The 23835-nt window shown below is 39.6% G+C and carries 17 protein-coding genes; 3 read left to right on the plus strand and 14 right to left on the minus strand.

Annotated features, from left to right (window positions below):
- Positions 1-57 precede the first annotated feature (57 nt).
- Positions 58-2622 carry a DUF3656 domain-containing U32 family peptidase gene (locus tag ACQFX9_RS24395; protein ID WP_427159172.1) on the minus strand — a complete coding sequence of 855 codons (2565 nt, stop codon included), beginning with the start codon at positions 2620-2622 and terminating at the stop codon, positions 58-60.
- A gap of 221 nt (positions 2623-2843) precedes the next feature.
- Between ACQFX9_RS24395 and ACQFX9_RS24400 the strand changes: the two genes are divergently transcribed.
- Positions 2844-5273 carry an ATP-dependent helicase gene (locus tag ACQFX9_RS24400; protein ID WP_427159173.1) on the plus strand — a complete coding sequence of 810 codons (2430 nt, stop codon included), beginning with the start codon at positions 2844-2846 and terminating at the stop codon, positions 5271-5273.
- Here the strand turns inward: ACQFX9_RS24400 and ACQFX9_RS24405 are convergent.
- A complete protein-coding gene (locus ACQFX9_RS24405) occupies positions 5260-5703 on the minus strand; it encodes a type II toxin-antitoxin system VapC family toxin (protein WP_427159174.1) in 444 nt (147 codons plus the stop codon). The two genes, ACQFX9_RS24400 and ACQFX9_RS24405, sit on opposite strands and share 14 nt — an antisense overlap.
- On the minus strand, positions 5700-5924 hold the full coding sequence (locus tag ACQFX9_RS24410) for a hypothetical protein (protein ID WP_427159175.1): 225 nt from the start codon (positions 5922-5924) through the stop codon (positions 5700-5702). The genes ACQFX9_RS24405 and ACQFX9_RS24410 overlap by 4 nt, the downstream gene beginning before the upstream one ends.
- A gap of 391 nt (positions 5925-6315) precedes the next feature.
- On the opposite strand from ACQFX9_RS24410, the gene ACQFX9_RS24415 reads away from it, so the two are divergent.
- Positions 6316-7875 (plus strand): NAD(P)H-quinone oxidoreductase subunit N, encoded by a 1560-nt coding sequence (locus ACQFX9_RS24415; protein WP_427159176.1) that lies wholly within the window; start codon positions 6316-6318, stop codon positions 7873-7875.
- Positions 7876-7919: 44 nt separating this feature from the next.
- Here the strand turns inward: ACQFX9_RS24415 and ACQFX9_RS24420 are convergent, their stop codons facing one another.
- The 8 genes from ACQFX9_RS24420 to ACQFX9_RS24455 all read right to left on the minus strand — a co-directional run bounded on the left by ACQFX9_RS24420 (position 7920) and on the right by ACQFX9_RS24455 (position 18557).
- Positions 7920-9263: an ATP-binding protein gene (locus tag ACQFX9_RS24420; protein ID WP_427159177.1), complete on the minus strand. Its 1344-nt coding sequence runs from the start codon at positions 9261-9263 to the stop codon at positions 7920-7922.
- 66 nt (positions 9264-9329) lie between these two features.
- Positions 9330-9872, minus strand: coding sequence for a methanogen output domain 1-containing protein (locus tag ACQFX9_RS24425; protein ID WP_427159178.1), 543 nt, complete (start codon positions 9870-9872; stop codon positions 9330-9332).
- Positions 9873-9993: 121 nt separating this feature from the next.
- Positions 9994-11028, minus strand: coding sequence for an ATP-binding protein (locus tag ACQFX9_RS24430; RefSeq protein ID WP_427159179.1), 1035 nt, complete (start codon positions 11026-11028; stop codon positions 9994-9996).
- Positions 11029-11043: 15 nt separating this feature from the next.
- A complete protein-coding gene (locus ACQFX9_RS24435) occupies positions 11044-12195 on the minus strand; it encodes an FIST signal transduction protein (RefSeq protein WP_427159180.1) in 1152 nt (383 codons plus the stop codon).
- Between the two features lie 99 nt (positions 12196-12294).
- On the minus strand, positions 12295-13584 hold the full coding sequence (locus ACQFX9_RS24440; RefSeq protein WP_427159181.1) for a sensor histidine kinase: 1290 nt from the start codon (positions 13582-13584) through the stop codon (positions 12295-12297).
- A gap of 305 nt (positions 13585-13889) precedes the next feature.
- On the minus strand, positions 13890-15119 hold the full coding sequence (locus ACQFX9_RS24445) for a hybrid sensor histidine kinase/response regulator (protein ID WP_427159182.1): 1230 nt from the start codon (positions 15117-15119) through the stop codon (positions 13890-13892).
- Positions 15120-15182: 63 nt separating this feature from the next.
- The gene (locus tag ACQFX9_RS24450) at positions 15183-17534 is read right to left on the minus strand and encodes an ATP-binding protein (protein ID WP_427159183.1); all 2352 of its coding nucleotides are present in this window, start codon (positions 17532-17534) and stop codon (positions 15183-15185) included.
- A gap of 393 nt (positions 17535-17927) precedes the next feature.
- On the minus strand, positions 17928-18557 hold the full coding sequence (locus ACQFX9_RS24455) for a response regulator (RefSeq protein WP_427159184.1): 630 nt from the start codon (positions 18555-18557) through the stop codon (positions 17928-17930).
- A 404-nt stretch (positions 18558-18961) separates the two neighbouring features.
- Between ACQFX9_RS24455 and lipA the strand changes: the two genes are divergently transcribed.
- Complete coding sequence (gene lipA, locus ACQFX9_RS24460) at positions 18962-19861, plus strand: lipoyl synthase (RefSeq protein WP_427159185.1); 900 nt, start codon at positions 18962-18964, stop codon at positions 19859-19861.
- Here the strand turns inward: lipA and ACQFX9_RS24465 are convergent.
- The 3 genes from ACQFX9_RS24465 to ACQFX9_RS24475 all read right to left on the minus strand — a co-directional run bounded on the left by ACQFX9_RS24465 (position 19846) and on the right by ACQFX9_RS24475 (position 23401).
- The gene (locus ACQFX9_RS24465) at positions 19846-19983 is read right to left on the minus strand and encodes a hypothetical protein (RefSeq protein ID WP_427159186.1); all 138 of its coding nucleotides are present in this window, start codon (positions 19981-19983) and stop codon (positions 19846-19848) included. The genes lipA and ACQFX9_RS24465 overlap by 16 nt on opposite strands.
- Positions 19984-20009: 26 nt before the next feature.
- Positions 20010-21281, minus strand: coding sequence for a glycosyltransferase family 4 protein (locus tag ACQFX9_RS24470; RefSeq protein WP_427159187.1), 1272 nt, complete (start codon positions 21279-21281; stop codon positions 20010-20012).
- A 1628-nt stretch (positions 21282-22909) separates the two neighbouring features.
- Entirely contained in the window at positions 22910-23401 is a 492-nt protein-coding gene (locus ACQFX9_RS24475; RefSeq protein WP_236143761.1) for an RNA recognition motif domain-containing protein, read from the minus strand.
- Between the last annotated feature and the right edge of the window lie 434 nt (positions 23402-23835).

The following is a 23835-nucleotide window of genomic DNA, read 5'->3' on the forward strand; positions in this document are numbered from 1 at the left end:
AATTTTGAATTTTGAATTTTGAATTTTGAATTTTGAATTTTGAATTTTGAATTGGTATTATCTGAGTGGCCCGCGAGTTACACCCAATTGACTTTGTAATTTCAACTCGCGCCAGAGTTGAGAACCTGTTATTTCACCCATCAGTAAATGACGGTATCGCTGTATAGTTTGAGTCACCTGTTCTGGTGTTTCATTCACAAACTCAATGCGGAAGTGACGCAATCCTAACTCAATCAGACGTTGTACGTATTCTGCTCCAGTTTGGGCAGTACCATTAAATACAGTATTACGGCAACCAGCATCAGCTTGCAAAATGTGTTCACTACCAACGCGATCGCGCAATTTTACTTCATGTTTTTCGCAAGGTCTGCCACAATTAGTATAGTCCATCCCTTCAGAAAGAAACGCACAAAATACACAGTGTTCCATATGGAACATTGGCATATGTTGATGAATTGTCACCTCAAACCATTCTGTAGGGGAAGTTGTGAGTAAGTCTTCCAGTTGAGTAACATTCAAATCATAAGATGCTGTCAGACGTTCTAAGCCATAACGCTGTTTAAAATAGTCTGCGGTCAAAGGATTCGCAACATTCAGAGAAAAATCCCCAATACAACGTTCCTCGGCGAAAAATTCCAATTGGTCATAATTCCGCACCAAGTAACCATCCGCCTCACAAGCCCGTACTTGTTGTAAAATCCAGTTTTCCCCAGGCTTGGTAATGCGGGGAGGGGCGACCCAAATGCTGGGGACTGGGGAATTACTTCCTTGTACCCCTTGTCCCCCTTGTCTTGCTTCACGGAATAAACGCACTGCTTCCCGATAAGCGCGGGGGTCTTCAAATTCACAGTAAAGTGTTTCTACGCCAGCATTAATTGCAGCTTGGAGTTGTTTGAGGTTGCGGATTAGAACGATAAGTGAAGGAGATACAGCAGATGGGGCAGATTTGGAGGGGAGTAGGTCTTTAACAGTGGCTTGGGGATTTAATTGCCAGCGTTTGGCCTGAGAACGTAACTCTTCTAACTGGGTGACGATTTCCCGGCGTATCCGGTTTAATTCACTCACAGGTAACATCACCTGACCACTGAGATGATTGGTTAATGTTCCCAAACGAAAAGGAGTGTTACCAAGACGACCGAACTGTTCTTTGAGGCGTTCTGTATCTAAGGGTTTGGTGTGGGCTTGTGTCAGTGTAATTTCTGATGCGACTTTAACAATGTTACCAAATTCATCACGAGCGATCGCAATTAAGTCCTCACCCACTTCGCCATACACTTCTACATCAATGGGACGCTGAAATTGTGGATTTTCCCCTGCATAACTCTGACGCAGTTGTTTATCTAATTCTGGGTCACTAGTCTTCCACAACTTATCACCCACATGAACACGGCGGAAATTCACATTCCCTCGTCCAAAGGTTAAGACAGCATCTTGACCTTTTTGTATAACCTCATAAACCCGACCCCCTTCTTCCTTCGCCTCTGGATGACCACAATCAAACACCACACCATCCCCAGGTTTCAAGGGTGCGGCTAATTGTACTGTCACTTGTTCATTACGAATGCGGGTAACTTCCCCTAAATAAACCCCCCGCTTCTTCCCAAACCGTGCATGAACCAACTCTTGATTATTAATCCCCGCAAACCATCCTGTGTAAAGTCCACGAGAAAAAGCCATCTCCAAATCGTAGCGTTCTTGACCTCTCCCCGATGCACGCAGTGAAGCTTTTATTCCCCCTTCCCTACTAGGGAAGGGGGTTAGGGGGTTAGGTCTTACCAATTCCTCAATCACGCGGTCTAATGCTTGGCGATAAACACGAGTAACATTAGCCACATACTCCGGTGATTTGAGACGACCTTCTATTTTGAGACTAGTTACCCCAGACTTCACTAAATCCGGTAATACTTCTAACCCCGCTAAATCTTGGGGACTGAGTAAATATTTGCGTTCTTTTAAATCGATAATTTCCCCGTCAGCAATTAAATCATAGGGCATTCGGCAAGCTTGCGCGCATTCTCCCCGATTCGCTGAACGTCCGCCTAAAGCTTCACTCGTTAAACATTGACCAGAATACGCCACACACAATGCACCATGCACAAAAACCTCAAGGGGTAGAGTAGTCCCGCGTTGGGTAATTTGCTGCTGAATTTTGTTAATCTCTTTGATGGAACATTCACGGGCTAATACTACTAACTGACAGCCCAAAGACTTGGCAAATTCTACACCAGCCGCACTAGTGACGGTCATTTGAGTAGAGGCGTGAATGGGGAAATCTGGGGAAAGGTGACGAATTAACCGACAAATACCCACATCTTGAACAATCACCGCATCCACTCCAGCCGCGATAATTGTGCGGAGATATTGTTGGGCTTGTGTTAGTTCTTTGGGGAAAATCAAGGTATTGACGGTGACATAACCTTTGACACCACGACGGTGTAAAAAGGTCATTAGTTCTGGTAAATCTGCTTCAGTGAAATTTTCCGCCCGCATTCTGGCGTTAAATCTATCTAAACCAAAATAAATTGCATCTGCACCATTTTCTACAGCCGCTTTCGCACATTCCCAGTTACCGGCAGGTGCGAGAATTTCAGGAATTAATTGGTGAGAATTAGCAATTTCCATTAGATTTAATTTAGGTTTATCTAGCTAGTCGCAGGTTTATAATTTTAACTCAATATATCAGGTGGCGTTGCATAATTGTGGGGTGATTTCTCTCACGCAAAGGCGCAAAGAGGATAAGAGGTTTAAGATTTTAATATATCAATATTGAGTTGAGTGATTGACTGAGCTAAGAAATTCGCTAGGTTAATTACGAATTACGAATTACGAATTACGAATTATAAATGCCAGATACTAATTTTACTACTACTGCTCCACTGACATCTGAAGTTTCATCTGTTGCAGTTTTACAAGAGAAAATTTTAGCTATCCGCCAGACTTTGCGCCCTGGACAGCAACAAATGGCTGATTGGCAATCTGGTCCACTGGCTGTTTCTGCTGTTCCTGGTGCTGGTAAATCTACGGGGATGGCGGCGGCGGCGGCGATCGCAATTGCTCGTCAATATCAAAATGCTCTGCAATCACGGCCTTTGGCTCGTCGTCAGTTGGTGGTAGTAACTTTTACACGTTCTGCGGCTGCTAATATTAAGTTAAAAATTCGCGACTATCTCAAGCAGTTATCTTTACCCCAAACAGGTTTTGCTGTTTATACTCTGCATGGTTTGGCTCTCAATATCGCTAGTCGTCACCCTGATTTATCGGGTTTAGATTTAGAAAACGTCACCCTCATTACCCCCAACCAAAGCCACCGCTTTATTCGCACCGCCGTAGAACAATGGATTGTCAATCATCCCCGTCTATATTTGCAGTTATTGGAAGGACAGCAATTTGACGGGGAAGAAACAGAAAGGTTACGTCGTCAGTCGGTGCTGAGAACTGAAGTTTTACCAGACTTAGCAAATACTGTGATTCATGAAGCCAAAAGTTCTGGGATTTCTCCTGCTAAATTACGAAAATGGAGCGAACAAACCACAGACGCGTATGAGATTTTAACTATCGCCGCCGGGTTGTACGAAGAATATCAAAATCTCATGCGATCGCGTGATTTCATCGACTACGACGATATGATTTTAGCTGCTCTCCGCGTTCTAGAAAACGACAGCGCACGCCGCATTGAACAAAACCAAGTTTTCGCCGTGTTTGAAGACGAAGCTCAAGATTCTAGCCCATTGCAGACACAGTTATTAGAGATTTTGGCGAGTGATGGGGATTGGGGACTGGGGACTGGGGACTGGGGAGCAGGGGGAGCAGGGGAAGCAGGGGAGGAAATTCAATACTCAATGCCCCATGCCCCATGCCCCATGCCCAATTCTCAATTCCCGATAAATTTAATCCGAGTCGGTGATCCTAACCAAGCGATTAACTCGACGTTTACGCCGGCTGACCCGATTTATTTTCGGGAATTTTGTCAAGGGTGCGATCGCTCTGGTAGATTGGCAACAATGGATCAAGCCGGTCGCAGTACGCAGATAATTATTGAAGCGGCTAATTTTGCTCTGCAATGGGTGAATAGTTCCTATGGGGCTAAAAGTCAAAAGTCTCCTCAGCTTCCCAGTCCCTTTAGTCTGCAAATGATTCGTCCTGTTCACCCCACGGATGTCAACCCCATAGCCGTCGGTCAAGGTTTGGAAATTCATACACCCCGTGATATTCATCACACGGTCGAATTACTGGGTAACAGGGTAATTGAGCTATTAACCCAAGACATGACTAAAAGCGCGGCGGTGTTAGTGCGTGAAAATCGGCAAGGTCGTTGGTTATCTCAAGCACTAGAACCACTGTGTAAGGAACATAACATTAATATATTTGATGTGGGAGAAAGCGATCGCCGTTCCCATGTTCCCCAGGAAATATTAGCACTGTTGCAATTTTGCGATCGTCCCCATTCTCCCGACTACCTCAAAACCGCCCTAGAGGTCTTAGTACAACGTCAACTCATCCCCACCCAAGACCTCAACGCCCTAGCCAGTCTCCCTGAAGAATTTCTATATCCCAGTCCCTTAGCTGCGCCCCAACCAGAACCAGTCCAGAAAGCTGCCCACTTATGTCGTAGTTTACTGCGCGCCCGCTTGGAATTGCCGTTGTATCAGTTAATTTCCTTCTTAGCTTTGACCTTAAATTACGACCAAGCCGAACTAGCCACAGCCGACAAACTCTCAGAACGAGTCAACAAACAAATCGCTGTGAATAACTCAATGGGGTCGATGTTGTCAGTTTTAAGTGAAATTGTCAGTTCTGAACGCTTTGAACCAGTAGAAACAGAGGATGTCGAAAAGCGTTACACCCGTGAAGGTCAATTAACGATTATCACCATGCACAAAGCTAAAGGGCTAGATTGGAACTATGTATTTCTACCCTTCCTCCATGAAAACCTGATTCCTGGTAGGTTCTGGGTTCCACCCCAAAGCCAATTTTTAGGCGACTTCACCCTATCAGAAGTAGCCCGCGCCCAAATTCGCGCCGCCCTCCACGGTGAAACCGGCATCCCCGAAGTTACTCAAGCATGGGAACAAGCCAAACACCTAAAAACAGCCGAAGAGTATCGTTTACTGTATGTAGCGATGACTAGAGCCAAACAACTATTATGGATGTCTGCGGCACAAAAAGCCCCCTTCACCTGGAGTAAACCAGAAAACCTCCAAGAACAAGCCCCCTGTCCAGTGTTTTCGGCTTTGAAGCGTCAGTTTCCTGAATGTATCGTTAGGGGTTTATAGGTTCCAAGGTATCAGGAAGTAACCAATTTTCAACCGTTAAATTCTGAAAAAACTCAAAATCAGTAACATTGTTAGTTACTAAAATTAAATTATGACAGTAAGCAATACTCGCAATTTGACCATCTACAAAAGCGGGGGTTTTGCCAATCTTGGATAATCTAGCCCTTTCTTGGGCGTGCCATTCTGCTGCATTTAAATCGTAGCCAATGACTGGCAAATTTAACACCGATTCCTGAATATAATTCCAAAGAGTCTCTCGCCGTTTAGATTCCGGTAATCGCAAGCATCCATGTAAAAGTTCATGAACGACAACACTAGCAACGGCAACTTCTGATTTATGAGTATCTAGTTTATACAAAACATGAGCATTGGGAATAGGGCGTGCTGGCTCTGACAGAATATTGGTATCAAGTAAGTATTTCAGACTCATAGATTAATTTCTCTGCCCACACTCCGATCTCGTAGGTCAGCGAAATCATCATCAGTGAAAATAATACCCTCATTTTCGATAACACTTCTAAATTTTTGTAATCCCTGCCAAAAATTATCCCCTCTACATTCCTCCTTCTTTTTACTGAGGTAATCAAGCAAATAGTCCTGTTCAGCTTGCGGTAAACTTTCAATAGAATTAATAATCTCTTGTAAAGTCATCAGAGAACCTCACTAATCAATTAAATTCTACATTTTACTGAGGAACTATCAAAAATTAAGGGACTCCCAACTTAAAAAATATCCTATCACTGCGTAAGCAAGGGTGCAGGGGAGACAAGGTAGACAAGGTAGACAAGGTAGAATTTCTTACTCAATGCCCAATACCCCATGCCCAATGCCCAATTCCCCATTTCCCATTACCATAAATTAATCGAATGGTAAGGATAGCAACATTGCGTGATTAAAAGCTACTACTCTCACAGGAACTAGTTTTCAGCTAAAATCAACCCTGAGTAAAAAGACAGTAAGTTAAATGCAACTTTGGTGAAGAAAAATTGCTAGAGTGAACACAGTGAGCCTTAATGTCTAATCGCCAAAACCTATATATCTCATGGATTTTGCTAATCTTGCATCCCAATTAAATGCGGGAACGATTTTACCAGAGGGAATTGTCATTGTTACCCTCATGGGGGTTTTGCTCGTTGATTTGATTTTAGGGCGGACATCTTCACGCTGGATCGGATATCTAGCGATCGCAGGTTTACTATCTGCGACTGTCGCCCTAGTATTTCAATGGGATGCTACTAATCCCATCTCTTTTAGCGGTGGTTTTAATAGTGACGACCTCAGTATTGTCTTTCGCGGTATCGTTGCTTTATCCGCCGCAGTTACTATATTGATGTCAATTCGCTACGTTGAGCAGAGTGGTACTGCTTTAGCAGAATTCATCGCTATTTTATTGACAGCAACCCTCGGTGGGATGTTTGTCTCTGGGGCTAGTGAGTTGGTGATGATTTTCATCTCCCTAGAAACCCTGAGTATTTCCTCTTACCTACTCACCGGTTATACCAAGCGTGACCCCCGTTCTAATGAAGCGGCTCTGAAATACTTATTGATTGGAGCTTCCAGCACAGCAGTCTTTTTGTACGGTGTATCATTACTGTACGGACTGTCTGGTGGACAAACAGAACTGAGTGCGATCGCTAATGGTATATCTCAAGCCCATGTGGGTCAATCCTTGGGTGTGGTGATTGCCCTGGTGTTTGTAATTGCAGGTATTGGCTTTAAAATCTCTGCTGCACCCTTCCACCAATGGACACCAGACGTTTATGAAGGCGCACCTACCCCAGTGATTGCCTTTTTGTCCGTGGGTTCTAAAGCAGCTGGATTTGCCCTGGCTATCCGCTTACTCACCGTAGTTTTTCCCCTCGTCGCCGAGGAGTGGAAATTTGTCTTCACAGCCCTAGCCGTCCTCAGTATGATTTTGGGTAACGTCGTCGCCCTTGCCCAAACCAGCATGAAACGGATGTTGGCTTATTCATCCATCGCCCAAGCCGGGTTTGTGATGATTGGCTTAATTGCTGGGACTGATGCCGGTTACGCCAGCATGATTTTTTACTTGCTGGTTTACCTATTCATGAACCTGTGCGGTTTTACCTGTGTGATTCTGTTCTCCCTGCGGACAGGAACAGACCAAATCGCTGAATACTCCGGTTTATACCAAAAAGACCCCCTACTCACCTTGGGCTTAAGTCTTTCTCTCCTGTCTTTAGGTGGAATTCCGCCTTTAGCTGGGTTTTTCGGGAAAATTTACCTGTTCTGGGCAGGTTGGCAAGCCGGTCTTTACTGGTTAGTTCTACTTGGTCTAGTTACTAGCGTCGTCTCCATCTACTACTACATTCGTGTAGTCAAGATGATGGTTGTCAAAGAACCCCAAGAAATGTCCGACGTAGTGAAGAATTATCCCCCCATACGTTGGAATATCCCCGGATTTAGACCTTTGCAAGTAGGCTTAATTATCACTTTGATTGCTACTTCCCTGGCTGGAATTTTGTCCAATCCTCTATTTACCTTGGCCAATAATTCTGTGACTCACACTGCGATTTTACAAGCAGCAGTGGTTAACACTCCAGTAAATGTAGCCTCGACTGAGCCATCGCAAGGTTTGTAAATCCTATCTCTCTACTGAATAAATGACTAGTAGTCTTAGCACTATTAGTCATTTTTTATATTTCTCATTAAATTCACAGGAATTTCCATCACAAATTTTGCACCGCCATCAGCAGGAGAATAACAATTAAGTGTTCCACCATGTTTTTTGACGATAATCTGATAGCTGATAGATAATCCTAATCCCGTACCTTTCCCTACAGGTTTAGTTGTGAAAAAGGGGTCAAATAATTTTGATTGGATTTTTTCACTAATTCCTACTCCATTATCTGCTATGGAAATTTCTATCCAATCATGATTTATAAGTTCTGTTTGAATGATAATTGTGGGTGATTCCTGACACGCTTCTAGGGCATCAATAGCATTACTGATAATATTCATAAACACTTGATTAAGCTGGTCAGGATAACAAGTAATTTGCGGCAATTGACCATAATTTTTAATCACCCGAATTTTTAAATCATCCTGAGTTTGCAATTTATGATTTAACAAAACTAAAGTGCTATCCAAACCTTCATGAACATCGACTTGCTTAACACTCGCTTCGTCTAATCTGGCAAAATTTCTTAATGATTTGATGATTCCCTGAATACGCTCTGCCCCTACCCTCATAGAAACAAAAACTTTATCTAAGTCTGGTATGAGAAAATCTAAATCTGTTGATTCTAAAATTTCCTCTACTTCTAGAGGTGGATGAGGCAAATATTTTTGATAAACTGCCACTAATTGTAACAGATTATTCATATATTCTTGAGCATGATTAATATTACCCAAAATAAAGCTAATAGGATTATTAATTTCATGCGCCATGCCCGCAACAATTTGACACAAACCAGACATCTTTTCAGCTTGGATCAGTTGGCTTTGGGTTAGTTGTAATTCTTGGAGTGTTTCTTGTAGAGCAATGGTTCTTTCTTCTACTCTCTGTTCTAATTCTTCATTAATTTTTTCTAAATCTGCCTCTACTTGTTGGCGACGTTGGATTTCTTGACCTAACTCATTGATTTTTTTGTTGAGCAAAATAAAGTTACTGTTAGCCGCAGCTTTATTTTCTAAGCGAAGAAGAATTAAAGCCGCAGACTCAGAAGTTCCAGGTTGAATTACTGCTCCTTGACTACGGCATATTAATGTGTTTCCATCACTATGGCGCAACGTCAGAGTACCAACAACCATTGCTCTACTAGTTGAACAAGTTTTCAGGTACCGCTTTAACTCTTCTGGTGAATCCGTAATCAAATCTACTAGCTGTTTTTCCTGCAAATCACGCCGGTGTAAACCTAGCATCTCCGCTACGGCTTGATTAGTTGCTAGTAGTTTACTTTCGTGATTTACTAACAGTAAAGGTTCTGGTAAAACTCTTGCTAATTGCAGAAATTGTTCAGGATTCATGAATTTTTACTCATACTATTACAAGCACTAAACCCCAACCAACTCACAATTAAGTGCTAGAAAACTTTAGAGATGACCCAGACTTTTAAAATATTCTCTACCTTCTGCATCTTCCGACTCTTCCGTAGGTTTGAGGTAAACCGTAACTCTACACCCATCGTCACCCGATGCTATGGTTTTATGTAGTTCCACCTTGGCATAACCTACGTTATCAGCAGCGATAGTTCCAAATACATTAGAAGTCATCATACACATAGCTGGACGATTTAAGACTTTCTCTGCAAAAGGACAAACTCTATTACCAAAGACAATTTTTTCGTCATTTTGTTCGATGATATAAAAATCACCTTGAATCCGTCTTTTTAAATCAACTAAAACATCAGCAATTTGCTCACGAGTCAGTTGAGAAACTTCCAAAGCTGATTTATATTCTTGGTTAATTTGTTCACCCATGCGTTGACCAACTACACTGATAAATCCAGAAGCTTCTTCTAAGCCGACTACATCTTGTAAAGTTCCAGAGAGTTCCCGAATCAATGTGCGTAAAAAAACATCTCGCTCTAAGGAGATGTTTGCCGCATCTATTGATGATTCTAGTGTTTGACTCATACTAATTAGTTCCTAGTCAGTGGATGGTCTAAATTTAATATTCCCCAAACAAATCTAAAACTTATACAAAAAATAATGAATTTTATTAACTTAATTTCATCAAAATTTCTTGTTGTGATGACTAAGCAATAGGAATCGCGATCGCAAACTCTGAACCCTCTCCTGCAACTGATTCTACATCCAGAGTTCCGCCATGTTTTTGGACAATAATTTGATGAGCAATAGCTAATCCTAAGCCAGTACCTTTCCCTACAGGTTTAGTTGTAAATGAATGTTCAAAAATTTTACTTTTAACTGATTCTGACATACCCAAAGCATTATCCTTGATCCGAATTACAACTAAATTATTCTGCTCATCTAACTTTGTTTGAATAATAATTTTATTAGCTTTCTTTTCAATGTCAGCAAAACTCAAGCCTTGATTAGATTCTTCTAAAGCATCAATTGCATTAGCTAAAATATTCATAAATACTTGATTCAATTGTCCAGGGAAACACTCTATTATGGGAATATCTCCATATTCTTGAATTACTTGAATCTCTGGACGATACTGATTGGCTTTTAAGCGATGTTTCAAAATAAAAAGGGTGCTGTCAATCCCTTCGCGGAGATTAAACGGCACTTTAGATTCCGTATCAGACCGTGCAAAAGTCCGCAAGCTGTAACTGAGTTGGCTAATACGTGTAGTCCCTTCTTTCATGGAAGTAATGAGTTTGGGTAGGTCTTCACGTACATAATCCAAATCCATATGGGTAATTTGTTTTTGGATGGCGGGGGAAGGCTGAGGATAAAATTGCTGATAAAGGTCAATCAAATATAGCAAATCATGAATATATTCAATAGCCGGGGTAATGTTTCCCATAATAAAACCCACAGGATTATTAATTTCATGTGCTACATCTGCAACTAATCCACCTAAAACAGTCATTTTATCCTGCATAACTTGCAGGTTAATTAATGTTCGTTCTAATTCTGATGTTCTTTGTTCTAGTTGAGTTTGTGATGTTTGTAATTCATCAATAACTTTTTTTAGTAGTGACTCCTTTTTTCTATTAGTTTCCTCTAGCTTAATCCGGTCTATGTCCGAACGCTCTAACTTTTTTTGTAATATTCTGTTTTCTTTTTGGAGCTTTTGAATTTCCTCTTGGCAATTCATAATTTCTGTAATTATTTAACTAGTTCCCAAAATTAAAGTGACAAATGTTTCATTATGAAAATGTGTTTGTCCAGTGGAATTGATGGGAGCAATTTCACCATTGGAATAGAACCCGCAAGCTGGTAAAAACTGATTTACATAATTTCTGGTAGTTTGGTATTCCTGTTGTGCTTGCATACCCAATATTTGTCGCCTAGCTACACAGGAAAAAAAGAGTACACCTGCTGGTTTTTTTCCTGGGTAATTATTCACGGCATTTATAAATGATGCGTGAGCAGCTGTCAAAATGTCCTCATGTCCAGCTTCAGCCATTTGAATGGTCGCTTGCTCAGGAACATCAGCAAAAAACGTAATGCTACCCGTGATTTCATCATGAGCGATGGGCGCTCTCAGATAGAAATTGACCTCATCGTCTGCAAATACAGCAATGGGGTACTCTATGGAAGGTGATAATGTACCTAAATAACGGCGATAAAATTCCAAAGCTGGTTGATCATCTATTTCGTAAACTATATTTTTTTCCACTTTGGTAACTTTACTAGTTTTACCAATGGGAAACCAACCACTAGCAACCCCATGAGAAAAGAGAATATTTCCAGAAAATAATAAAATCGGCACAGAGTCGCTGAGGACTTGTGTTTGAAAAAATTGATAAGTTTGCTGATATTTTGATTGATCAGCAGCTAAACCACCAAATATGGGAAATTTTTCTCCTAATGCTAGTTTTAAACCCTTTAAAATTGAGACACCGCTAGTAGTCAAGCTTTCAGGATGAGTTAAGCATAATTGCGGTAGTTTCGTAGTTTTAGCTTTTGCTTGTGCTACTGCTTGCTGTGTTGCTTTCACAGGATCGACAGAAACTTGCACTCCCACTCCTGCAAAAATTTCTATTTCATCTGAGTAGAACAACATTAAAGTTACTGAATCTTGCTGAAATTCTAAAACTGAGGAAATTTCCCCATCAGTAGTTCCACCAATTAACTCAATTCCTGGAAACACCTGATGAATTTTTTGCAGAATCAGAATGTGGTCAAAGTCAATGGCGGTAAACAAAATTCCCGCCTGGGGAATATGTCCATTTAGGGAAGTAGTACATTGCTGAATGACTTCCTCAACGGCTGCAAACGAGTCAGGGTCATTACTATGACCAACTACTATCTTAAACATCGATTTCAATGTCTAGTAAATCAACCTCTACAAATATATAGTTCCCAAACTTCGCAGCTAAATAGAGGATTTCAATAGATTTTATAGTTACTTAATTTGCTAAGAATTAGGAATAGTAATGATAAACTCAGAACCCATACCGATCTGAGAATTTACCTCTAAATTACCCTGATGTTTTTGTACAATGATTTGATGCGCGATCGCCAACCCTAAACCAGTGCCTTTACCTACAGGCTTAGTAGTGAATAGATACTCAAAAATTCTCTGTTGAATTTCTGATGACATCCCTGTACCATTATCTTTAATTTTAATTAAAACATGATTTTCATCCTCACTCAGCATCGTACAAATAGATATTTGTTTAGGTTGTTCTAAACTATATTTATCGTTGGATTCTTCTAACGCATCAACCGCATTCGCTAAAATATTCATAAATGCCTGGTTCAACTGACCAGGAAAGCATTCTATTAAAGGTAAATCACCGTAATCTTTAATAACTTCAATGGGTAAACTGATTTCTGAACCTTTAAGGCGATGTTTGAGAATCAAAAGTGTACTATCAATACCTTCGTGAATATTGCACTCAACTTTGTTTTCTGTGTCGGCTCTAGAAAAAATTCGCAGTCCATTACTAATATCTCGAATCCGTTGAATCCCTTCTTTCATCGCAAAAATCAAGTTCGGTAAATCATCACAGACATAATCTAGATCCATTGCTGTGATTGCATCTTGAATTGGTTCTACGGGTTCGGGGTAATTTTTTTGATAAAGTTCAATCAGATTAATCAGATTTTGAAAATAAGTCAAAGCATGACCTAAATTACCATAAATACAACTTACAGGATTATTAATTTCATGGGCAATTCCTGTGACTAATTGACCCAGAACTGACATCTTTTCTTGTTTGACGAGCTGAACTTGAAATTCCTGTAATTCTCGCAAAGTTCTATCAAGTTTAGCCGTGCGTTCTGCCACTATTTTTTCTAAATTTTTATTAAGATTTCTTAATTGTAAATGTGTTTGAATGCGTGCTAAAACTTCTTCTTTTTGAAAAGGTTTAGTAATATAATCAATAGCACCTAAGTTCAAAGCTTTGACTTTACTATCTGTATCTGTAATCCCAGTCATAAAAATCACCGGAATATCTTGTGTCAGGGGATTGGCTTTGATTTTTTGACAGGTTTCAAAGCCATCCATTCTGGGCATCATGACATCTAATAAAATTAAATCTGGTAATCGAGATTCTATCTGCTGGATTGCTTGTTCTCCATTAATAGCTGTAATGACAGTAAAACCACTGTCAATCAGTGCAACTGAGATAATTTCTAAGTTTGTTAGTGTATCATCGACAACTAAAATCAAGTTATTTTCTGGTGATGTATGAAGCATTTTACGGGACTTGCAAGTTTATGGGTATTCTTCTGCTTTGGCTTAAAGGTAAATGGCTAGAGAAGAAATTCAGCAATATCTTCACACCTTGATTATGTGATCAACAGATCCCCAGTGCTTTGTGACGAAAATATACTTGAAGTCACAGGGTAAACACTTATTTATTCGTGCTGTTGACTACGAGAGCAAACCACCATTAATTATGACAGTCTTGAGCAATTTGCCAATACGAGTAAGCTACAAGACTATAGTTCCCAGAAAATCAAATGTAACAACATCTTGGATGTGACAGACTCAAAAATCTTTCATTGTAAGTTGCTTAGGGTTTGTTCGATAGGAATAGTAATGAGAAATCGCGCACCTTCCCCACAAGCAGATTGAACTTCTAATTTCCCCTTGTGTTTGTCTACGATGATTTCATGAGCGATCGCTAATCCAAAACCTGTTCCTTTCCCTAGAGGTTTAGTAGTAAAAAACTGCTCAAATATTTTCTGTTGGATTTCTTCAGGGATGCCTACACCATTATCAGCAATAATAATTAAAACAGATTGTTTATCCTCAGTGACATCTGTAATAATTTCAATTGTTGGTTTTTCCGAAATCCTACCACTTAATAAGGATTCTTCTATAGCGTCAATTGCATTTGCTATTAGATTCATCAACACTTGATTAATTGGGCCTGCATAGCACTCTACCGCAGGTACTTCTCCATAATTCTTGACTATATTGATTTCGACTTTTTTGGAAACGGTTTTAATTCGATTACTTAAAAGCACCAATGTACTGTCAATACCTTCATGAATATTAAATAATTGGTATTCCGTAGCATCTAAACGCGAAAATAAACGGAGCGATCGCACAATTTTTTCAACACGTTCTGCGCCTGTTTTCATCGATGATAATAGTTGGGGTAAGTCTGATTTTAGAAAATCCAATTCAATCTGATCAGCATAAGCTTGAATATCTGGCAATTTCTGTTGTTGATGCTTCTCGTACAGGTTTAATAATGCCAATAAATTATCAACATAACTTTGAGCATAAATTATATTACCAACAATAAAATTTATCGGATTATTAATTTCATGTGCTACTCCTGATATTAATTGTCCTAGCGCAGACATTTTTTCTTCCTGCACCAGTTGTAATTGAGTACGTCTTAATTCTAGGTGAACATTAATTCTTGCTAAAACTTCTTCATATTCAATGGGTTTAGTAATATAGTCTACGGCTCCAATTTTTAATCCTTGTACTTTGTCTATTAAATCAGAGCGCGCCGTCATAAAAATTACTGGAATGTTTCTAGTTTGAGGATTTTCCTTGAGCAGACGGCAAGTTTCAAAACCGTCCATCTCCGGCATCATGACATCTAATAAAATTAAATTCGGCAATGTTTCTTCTGCTTTTTTTAAGGCACTTTTACCACTTTTAGCCACAGCTACCTTAAAACCTGCTTGATTAAGAATTTCAAATAAAACTTTGATATTAGTAGGAATATCATCTACGATTAAAATAGATTCATTTGTATAAGTCTTCATCCCCAAATCCTGCTAAATATATCATTTTATTTTTGAATTTATCGCTTTTTACTAGTCTATCTGTCACTGAATTTTATCTACATACGGTTGAATCATTTCCACGATAGCTTCATCTTCAAATTCCTCTACTAGTTGCAAAACTTTGTGAGTAAATGCTTCATATCTGACATCTAAATCATGAATACGCTGTATTTCTGCTTTGATATCGACAACATAACCGGCTTTAGCAGCTTGATATAAATTTAACAACTCACTAGCAGGAGGAAAAATTATTGCCTCTATTGCTGAATGGGATTTCTGCTCAAAATTCAGCAAGGCGTTGGGAATATAGGATATGTCTAAACTTCTATCTGCGCTCACGACTGGTAAATCTAATTCAAACCAAAACTTGCTTCCTGTATCATATCTACTTTCAACATTTATTTTACTACCCATCATTTCTATAATCTGCTGACTAATTGTTAGTCCTAAACCTGTACCTGCGGATTTTTGTAAAGTATTTCCTAATTGCTCAAAGGGCAAAAATATCTTTTCTAATTGTTCAGGTAGCATACCAATGCCTGTATCGATAATTTGAAAACTAATTCTGGTTATGGGAGGCTGTGTGTTTATATCATGTGCGATAACTTCTACAATAAAACTTACTGCCCCATTTTGGGTAAATTTAATAGCATTACCCAAGAGGTTAATTAAAACTTGCCGGAGGCGTTTTTCATCAGTTTGAATAGTTATCGGTAAGTCCTCATCTATGCGACAACTAAAATCAAGAGATTTTTGTTCAGCCTTAATACGACAAATATCAGCTACTCCCAAGAGTAGTTTTTTAAAATCACATATATCAGGGTATAGTTCTAATTTTTTAGCTTCGTTTTTGGCGATATCTAAAATATCGTTTATTAACGTTAATAAATGAGAGCCACAATCATGAATCACATTAATACCTTGCAGTTGTTCAGCACTAGTATGGGGATTGAGTTGCAAAAGTTGTGCATAACCAATAATGCCATTTAATGGTGTACGTAATTCATGACTGATATTCGCTAAAAATTCACTTTTCGCCCGATTGGCTGCATCAGCAGCTTCTTTTGCAGCAGTAATTTCTGCTGTTCTTTCAGCTACGCGTTTCTCTAATTCTTGATTGGTAGTTTCTAAAAATGTAAAATATTCCTTAAGTTGTCCTGCCATCTGATTAAATGACTGAGCCAGTATGTTGATTTCTTTGACATCAGAACTAACTACTGTTTGCTCTAAATTACCAGATGCAATTATGCTACTAGCTTGAGTTAATTGCACAATAGGATATGCTATCCAACGGGAGGTATACACACCTATAGCTGTAGCTAGAACTAGGGCAATCAAACATGACAAAATAGTTGTACGATTACTGGCATTAATTTCTGCCATAAACTCGTTTTCAGGGACAACTACCACGACTAGCCAATCTAAACCTAATGAATCTCGCCAAGGTGTGACTTGTACAAAATTTCTTTCATCTTGTAAACTTAAAATACTTTGTTGTGTAGACTTAATATTTTGTAGAGAACCAAATTTTTGGATTAAATGTGCTGTTGTACTTTTTATAATAAAATTTTTACTATTTACAGCTGATAGTCTTTGAGATTTACCATTGACAACATTGTATGGTGCTTCATTGGTAGAAGTAGCTACGATCATACCAGAACGCTCTAGAATAAATACTTTTCCGGTTTTACCTACTTCGAGCTTTCCTAGATAACTACTAATCTGTGACAATATCAAATCTACGCCTATAACACCAGAAAATTTGTATTTTTTTTGATTGAGAGGATAACTAGAAGATATAGATAATATTTCTGGTTTATCTTCCCATTGATATATTTGACTCCAGATAGGTTTGTTTGCTTGTACTGCATCTTTATACCAAGCTTCTAAGCGAGGATCATAATCTTTAACTTCTATTAATTTTCGACGACGTAATTGATCGTCTGTCGTATAAATATAAAGTTTCCCTAAACCTTTAGCCTGAGAAACTTCGTTAATTAATAACTGTCCATTATCTAAACGTTCAACACCAATATATTCACCTTGGGGGTTAGCAAAGTTAATATAACCAATGTTATATACTCGCATTTGTTTAGCAAAATAATGCCCTGTTAGCTGTAAATCTGCTAAATTGAGCATCCCCATTTCTACAGCATCCAAGTTAATTTGATTAATCTGATGAGGTGTCGTTAAGTAAGTATCTAAGTGTTGTTCAACTAATTCATTGACTCGATTGATTAGTTGATGGGCGAGTTCATTGACAGCTTTTTGTCCATTTCTAAAAGAAATGTATCCCACAATTGATACTGTGGTAAAAATTTGCATTACAAAGGGAAATATTAAGATGAAACGGAGAGGCCATTTTCTAAAAATTTGAATAGTAGTACGCGTCATTATTGTTAATTCTGGATAGGTGGGAAAGCTATCTGTCAATAAGTGTGATTATTTTTCCCATTCTTCCAGTACCAATACCACAAAGTGTATTAATACCCTAACCCCACTACAATATATTTAGTCGTTATATTAAGTATATTTAGAATTTATAGTTAATTATTAACACGATATCAAATCGATAATACCTTCAAACTGAGTTGATTACTAGTCAATGATAGTTAAAGATAAAACAAGTCCGCTTAGGCGGACTTGTATGAAGGTATATTTCGAGCATTTTTATGATGGCGATCGCTTCGATGAATTTCTCTATCTCATATCACTTGCCAAATCTTACTGATCATATAGATAGATTGGTATCACTAGGAGATTTCCGCACATCGCTAAAGACTTCAGCTACTTGATTTTTTGCTTAATAAACGTCACTACTTGAGTTAACTGTTTCTTCAAGCTTTCAATCTCAGCCTGCATTTTCTCAATTTTTTCATTCAATGCTTGAATTTCCGCCGCAGAAGCAGTGTTGACTTCCGTATTTGCAACTACTGCCGTTGTACTAGCAGTTGCTACCGCGCTCTGTGTCACTGTAGCCGTAGGTGCGGCAACATTTTTCACAGTAGCAGATGCTACTGCCACAGGTTCTGTACGCGGTAATTTAGCTTTAGTCATTGCTGACTTAATCGCACCAATTAACTGTTTTTGGTCAAAAGGCTTACCGAGAAATTCAAAATACTCAAAAGGTTCGGTAATTTTCTCTGTTACCTCTTCCTTGCGACCAGACATAATCACTAAAGGAATCTTTCTTAAATCAGGATGAGCCTGAACTTGCTGAAAAACCTCCCACCCACTCATTTTGGGTAACAGAAAATCCAACATAATTAAGCTGAGTTTTTCTTGACGGATGAAATTTAACCCTTCTAAACCGTCTTTTGCTTCCAATACCTCAAAATTGCCAGGAGGTAGCATTTCCCTAACTTTTACCCTGACAACGGTAGTGTCATCGATAACTAGAATTTTGTTACTTGCCACGACTGATTGCTCTAAAAGAATATTTAAGTTTCAATAACGGTCACTGCGGTTGACTGTGAGAATGCTCCCACTATACTCAACATTGTGATTAATTGGGGGATAGTATATTTCGGTATAAATCTCGTTATAGCTAGTGTTTTAATGAACTTACGGATGCGGAGAGTAGATTTTATATCATGGTAAAATTTAAAGCCGATATGAATTTTGAGTTCTCAGCCTTAGTTAATCAGCTATTTCCAGTAATCTTGAAAGGAATTAAACTTTCTCATACCTAGTGATCCGTTTGGAATTGACTATGACACCAAATCGGCATAGGTAGTGTTGTTGCGATATTCTATAACAGGCTAAGAATATAAGCTTTTAATCTAAAATCTAAAATCCAAAATCTAAAATCCAAAATTGATATGACTTCTTCTCAACCAGCCGAAATCAAAGCGGAAATTATGGCTATGCCCAGTTGGTTACGTCGTTCTATCGGCAAAGCCAGCGAAATTTCCACAGTACAACGCATAATTAAACAACGCCAAATTCATACAATTTGCGAAGAAGGTCGTTGCCCTAATCGGGGTGAATGCTATGCCCAAAAAACCGCCACCTTTTTATTGATGGGGCCAACCTGCACTCGTGCTTGTGCTTTTTGTCAAGTTGATAAAGGTCATGCACCCATGCCACTCGATCCAGAGGAAGCCCAAAAGGTAGCGGAAGCTGTACAGCTTTTAGGATTACGTTATGTAGTGTTAACTTCCGTAGCTCGTGATGATTTGCCAGATCAAGGAGCAAGCCACTTTGTCCAGACAATGACGACTATTCGTCAACTCAACCCAGACACGCAAATTGAAGTTTTGACACCGGATTTCTGGGGAGGCGTGGGTGCAGGTGAAACTACGCAACGTCAGCGTCTGGCAATAATTGTACAAGCACAGCCAGCTTGCTTTAACCATAATATAGAAACAGTCCGACGCTTAACAGGGCCAGTCCGTCGGGGTGCTAAATACGATCGCTCTTTGCGGGTACTGGCTATGGTCAAAGAACTCGATGCCACAATTCCCACCAAATCAGGGTTAATGCTGGGACATGGCGAAACAGTAGAGGAAGTGATCACAACCATGAAAGACTTAAGGGCAGTAGGATGCGATCGCATCACCATCGGTCAATATATGCGCCCTTCTCTAGATCATCTCCCCGTGCAGAAATACTGGACACCCGCAGAATTTGATCAACTCGGCAAAATCGCCTGGGAAATGGGATTTACTCATGTCCGTTCCGCGCCTCTGGTTCGTAGTTCCTATCATGCGGGAGAGTAGGGATTGGGGAATGGGGACTGGGGACTGGGGACTGGGGACTGGGGACTGGGGATTGGGGACTGGGGATTGGGAATCGGAGACAAGGTAGATTTTACTTTAATGCCCAATGCCCAATGCCCCATGCCCCATGCCCTATTCCCAATGCCCTTTATTTACCAACTAACGCCGGTTCTAGAATCGATGTATTGAGAATTTGGGTGTATAGTTGGCTTAATTTATCTGCTACGCCACCCCAACTGAACTTAGAGGCAATATGTTTTTTCGCAGTTTCACCTAATTCATCTCGCCACGCTGGATTGAGAAGAATTCTGTCAATCGCAACAGAAAAAGCATCAACGTCTTTGGGTGGAACTAATAAACCAGTTTTTTCTGTGACGACTGTAAACTGCAAACCACCCACATCACTAGCTACTACCGGTGTACCACAGGACATCGCTTCAATTGCTACTAGTCCGAATGGTTCATAATGGCTGGGAACTACACACACATCCGCCGCCGCGTAGTAAGTCGGCAAAATCTCTTGTCCCAATTGACCAGGAAGAATTGTCAATTCACTCATGCCCAATTCCTGCACAATACCTGCAATGCGATCGCGTTCTCTACCATCGCTAGCACCAGGAGTGCTACCACCACCAATAATGAGTTTGAGTTTACCAGAGTCACGTAATTGCGACTGATTCACCGCACGGACTAAAGTTTCTATGCCTTTGCGCGGATCAAAACGTCCTACATACAATATGACTTTGGCATCAGATGCAATCCCTAATTCGGCTCTAGCTGTTTCCCTATCTATGGAGCCAAATTTTTGGATATCTGTACCGCAAGGAATCACATCAATATAACCTTTTGTGGAAACTAGCGATCGCATATGTTGCTGTTCTTGTGGACTAGTCGCAACAATTCTGTCTGCTGTTTCTAAAACCTGTTTTTCTACAGCTAATCGTTTCGTGGCAATCAAAGGAATCGTATCTACACTTTTGTATTTAACTGCGCCTAAAGAGTGATATGTATGAACTTGTTTGCTACCTTGAAGAGCCTTCAATTGCATTCCTACCCAACTAGAAAGCCAATAGTTTGTATGTACAACTGGATATTTAATAATGTCGTTCTCTCGTTGGAATTGCAGTAACTGCTGCACAAATTCTGTTAAATGTTTGAAGCCCTGATCTCTAGGGACAAACTCTACTGGCCCAGCCGTTAAGCGAATTGTTCGACAAGATGGACTATGCTGCACAATTGTCTCTTGCTCAGGACTGACTCTGCGGCTAAACATATCAACTTGCCAGCCCAAATCCGCTAAGGCTTTACCTACTTCACGCACGTACACATTTTGTCCCCCAGCTTCCTCTTTACCAATTTCAATAGCTGGATCTCCGTGGACGGAAACCAAAGCTATCCGTTTTTCAGTGTTAGCGTTCATACGTTTGTGTGTTGCTGATGTGAATAAAGTTGTGGGCAGTTCCCAGATTACTTACAGTGCAATTACTTGGATTATGTAGGAACTTTGAGTAACCTTTATTTTAATTTAATATGTCAAATATTTTTATCTATCTATTGCCAGGATCATACTTTCTTTCTTGGTATTTATATTTGATTTGTTTATACACAAATAGTCATACTCAAATCTAATCCTTGTGATAGATAAAGTTCTATTTAACCCAAGATTAAGACGCAGATATACTCTTATTCCCAATAGCAATTAATCCGTTTTCTTACTGGAAAATACTCCTTCTATCTCCATAGATATACTATTATTAGTAATAAAAAGTATAATTAAACTACCGTATTTGTACTTGATTATTTCGTCCCAATCTTCATGAATTCATAAAATAAGAGTTTATATTCACTAATTTCTAAGTATTAATACGTAATCATGATTTACAAGTTAAATATGTTTGTTTTCCCTAAAAAAAGCCATAAATATTACTAACAAATAACCATCTTTTTTGTAGCTTAAAATACAAAATTACCTAAAAATATAGTAGTCTAAAAAACAAATCATGATAGGTCATACCAATTTTGGATTTTGGATTAAAAGCCTAGATTCTTAGCCTATCCCGAATCTCGAAACAATACTACCTATCCCAATTCGGTGTCATATATAGAAATCCGACTTGATTATTGAAATTATTTGCGTAGGTAGGGAACAGGAAAAGAGGTAGCAGAGGTGTACTGAGTTTTTTTCAGAAATCAAATCGGATTCCTATGTAGAAATCCGATTTGATTTCTGAAAAAAATTTAAGTATATGTAGTGGCGTGTCAAGCCTTAAATGTTGCATTAAAACTCTCTTGTGGGATGGGCTTCTAGCCCGTCCGGTGCGGGCAAGATGCCCACACCACAAAAACTAAATATTTGCACTATTTTAGTCTAGACACGCCAGTAGGGTGTGTTAGGCGTAAGCCGTAACGCACCAAAGGACTTGGTACTAGGTGCGTTACGCTGTCGCTAACACACCCTACGCTACCTAAGTTTTTTAATTGCGTTAGCGTACCACTTTGCTACGCAACGCTACCGCGAATGTGAAAGTAAGCTGCGCGTAGCGTCTCGTAAAGAAGTCCATTGCGTTAGCGAAGCGGGGCGTTAGTCCATTGCGTTAGCGTAGCGGGGCGAGAGCATCGTTGCGAATTGGTATCATCCCCATATTCCCTATTCCCTGTTAAAAATTAAAACCCCTTTAGCCCTAATTCAACACCCAATCGGACTAAAGAGGTTATTCATTGTATATGAAAATCTGACTACTTCTGTTGAAGACAGAAGTTTCGAGCATTTTACCGCAATGAAATCAGATTCCAGTCGAGGAGTTTTCCTTGCCTCACTCTGGTGATAATGACTCTGGAAGATTCAAAAAAAATTGATGAGTTAACTGAGACTAAGTGCGATCGCAACTTTTACCGGAATTAGCGGTACACTTCACACTAAAAGAGCGATCGCACCCAAAATCGTAGCTATCATTAACCCTCAGTTGAGCCATGACGGAAACTTAAACAATTAAAAATTAAAAATCAAAAAAATCTGACTTTTAATTTTTAATCTTTCACTTCTTGCACCTAGTTGGTAGTCTGAGCAGCTAGCATTTGCTTGAGCTTTTCTAGCTCAGAAGCCCAACGCGGATCGGGACGAATAGCATCTGAGTCAGAGGTGCTGGTGCTGGTTTCCCGTCCACCACCACCGCGACGAGACTTCTTAGAACCTCGATCACGTCGAGAACCTTCTTTGTTGGTTTTAGGGCTAGGATTACCGCTAGCAGCAGGTGTTGGGGCTGCTTGTTCGTCTCCTTCCTCACCTTTAGTGCGAGGTAAAGCTTTTTCTAGCTTGATGGGTGTTTCTTTGAACAACTGACCATTATATTTTTCGATGATTTGATCAGCTTGTTCATCGTTGTTGACTGTCAGAAAACCAAAACCACGACATTTGCCTGTTTTGCGGTCTTTGATTAACTTAGTAGTGACCGCATCACCTTCAGCAGCAAAAACCGCTTGTAGTTCTTGACGATCTATTTCTTCTTTTGGCAAATTGCCTATATATAGGCGAACGGACATGAACTATACCTCCAGAGTTGAATGAACATGGCAAGGCAAGAAAACAACTGCTTGGTGTTGGCTGTTAAATGCTATTTACCAAGTCTGCCATAAACCAATTTTTTTACTCCAAACTGTCAATCTTTACAATACAGTTTTTTGTTGGGATCAAACTTAACTGAATCCAAAAGCGCATACAACGCTATGCTAGTACCACCTTAATTCTAGAAGTTGTAAATTTGTTTTTAATTGTTTCTTGCCGTCAGCATTTTTTTCAATGCTTTCGCCCGCAGAATTAAACACCATCCCTTACATTACCACGGTATTTTCTACGTAGCTAGTTCAGCAGACACTTTTTTTGTAATTCTATTAAGCCATCGTAGCATAAAACACATATTTTCTCAAGAAGGAATATTTGAAGATGGAAACAAAAACCAGCCATTGGCTGGTCAATT

Origin of the sequence: Aliinostoc sp. HNIBRCY26 (assembly GCF_050235535.1) — a bacterium.
GTDB lineage: Bacteria > Cyanobacteriota > Cyanobacteriia > Cyanobacteriales > Nostocaceae > Trichormus.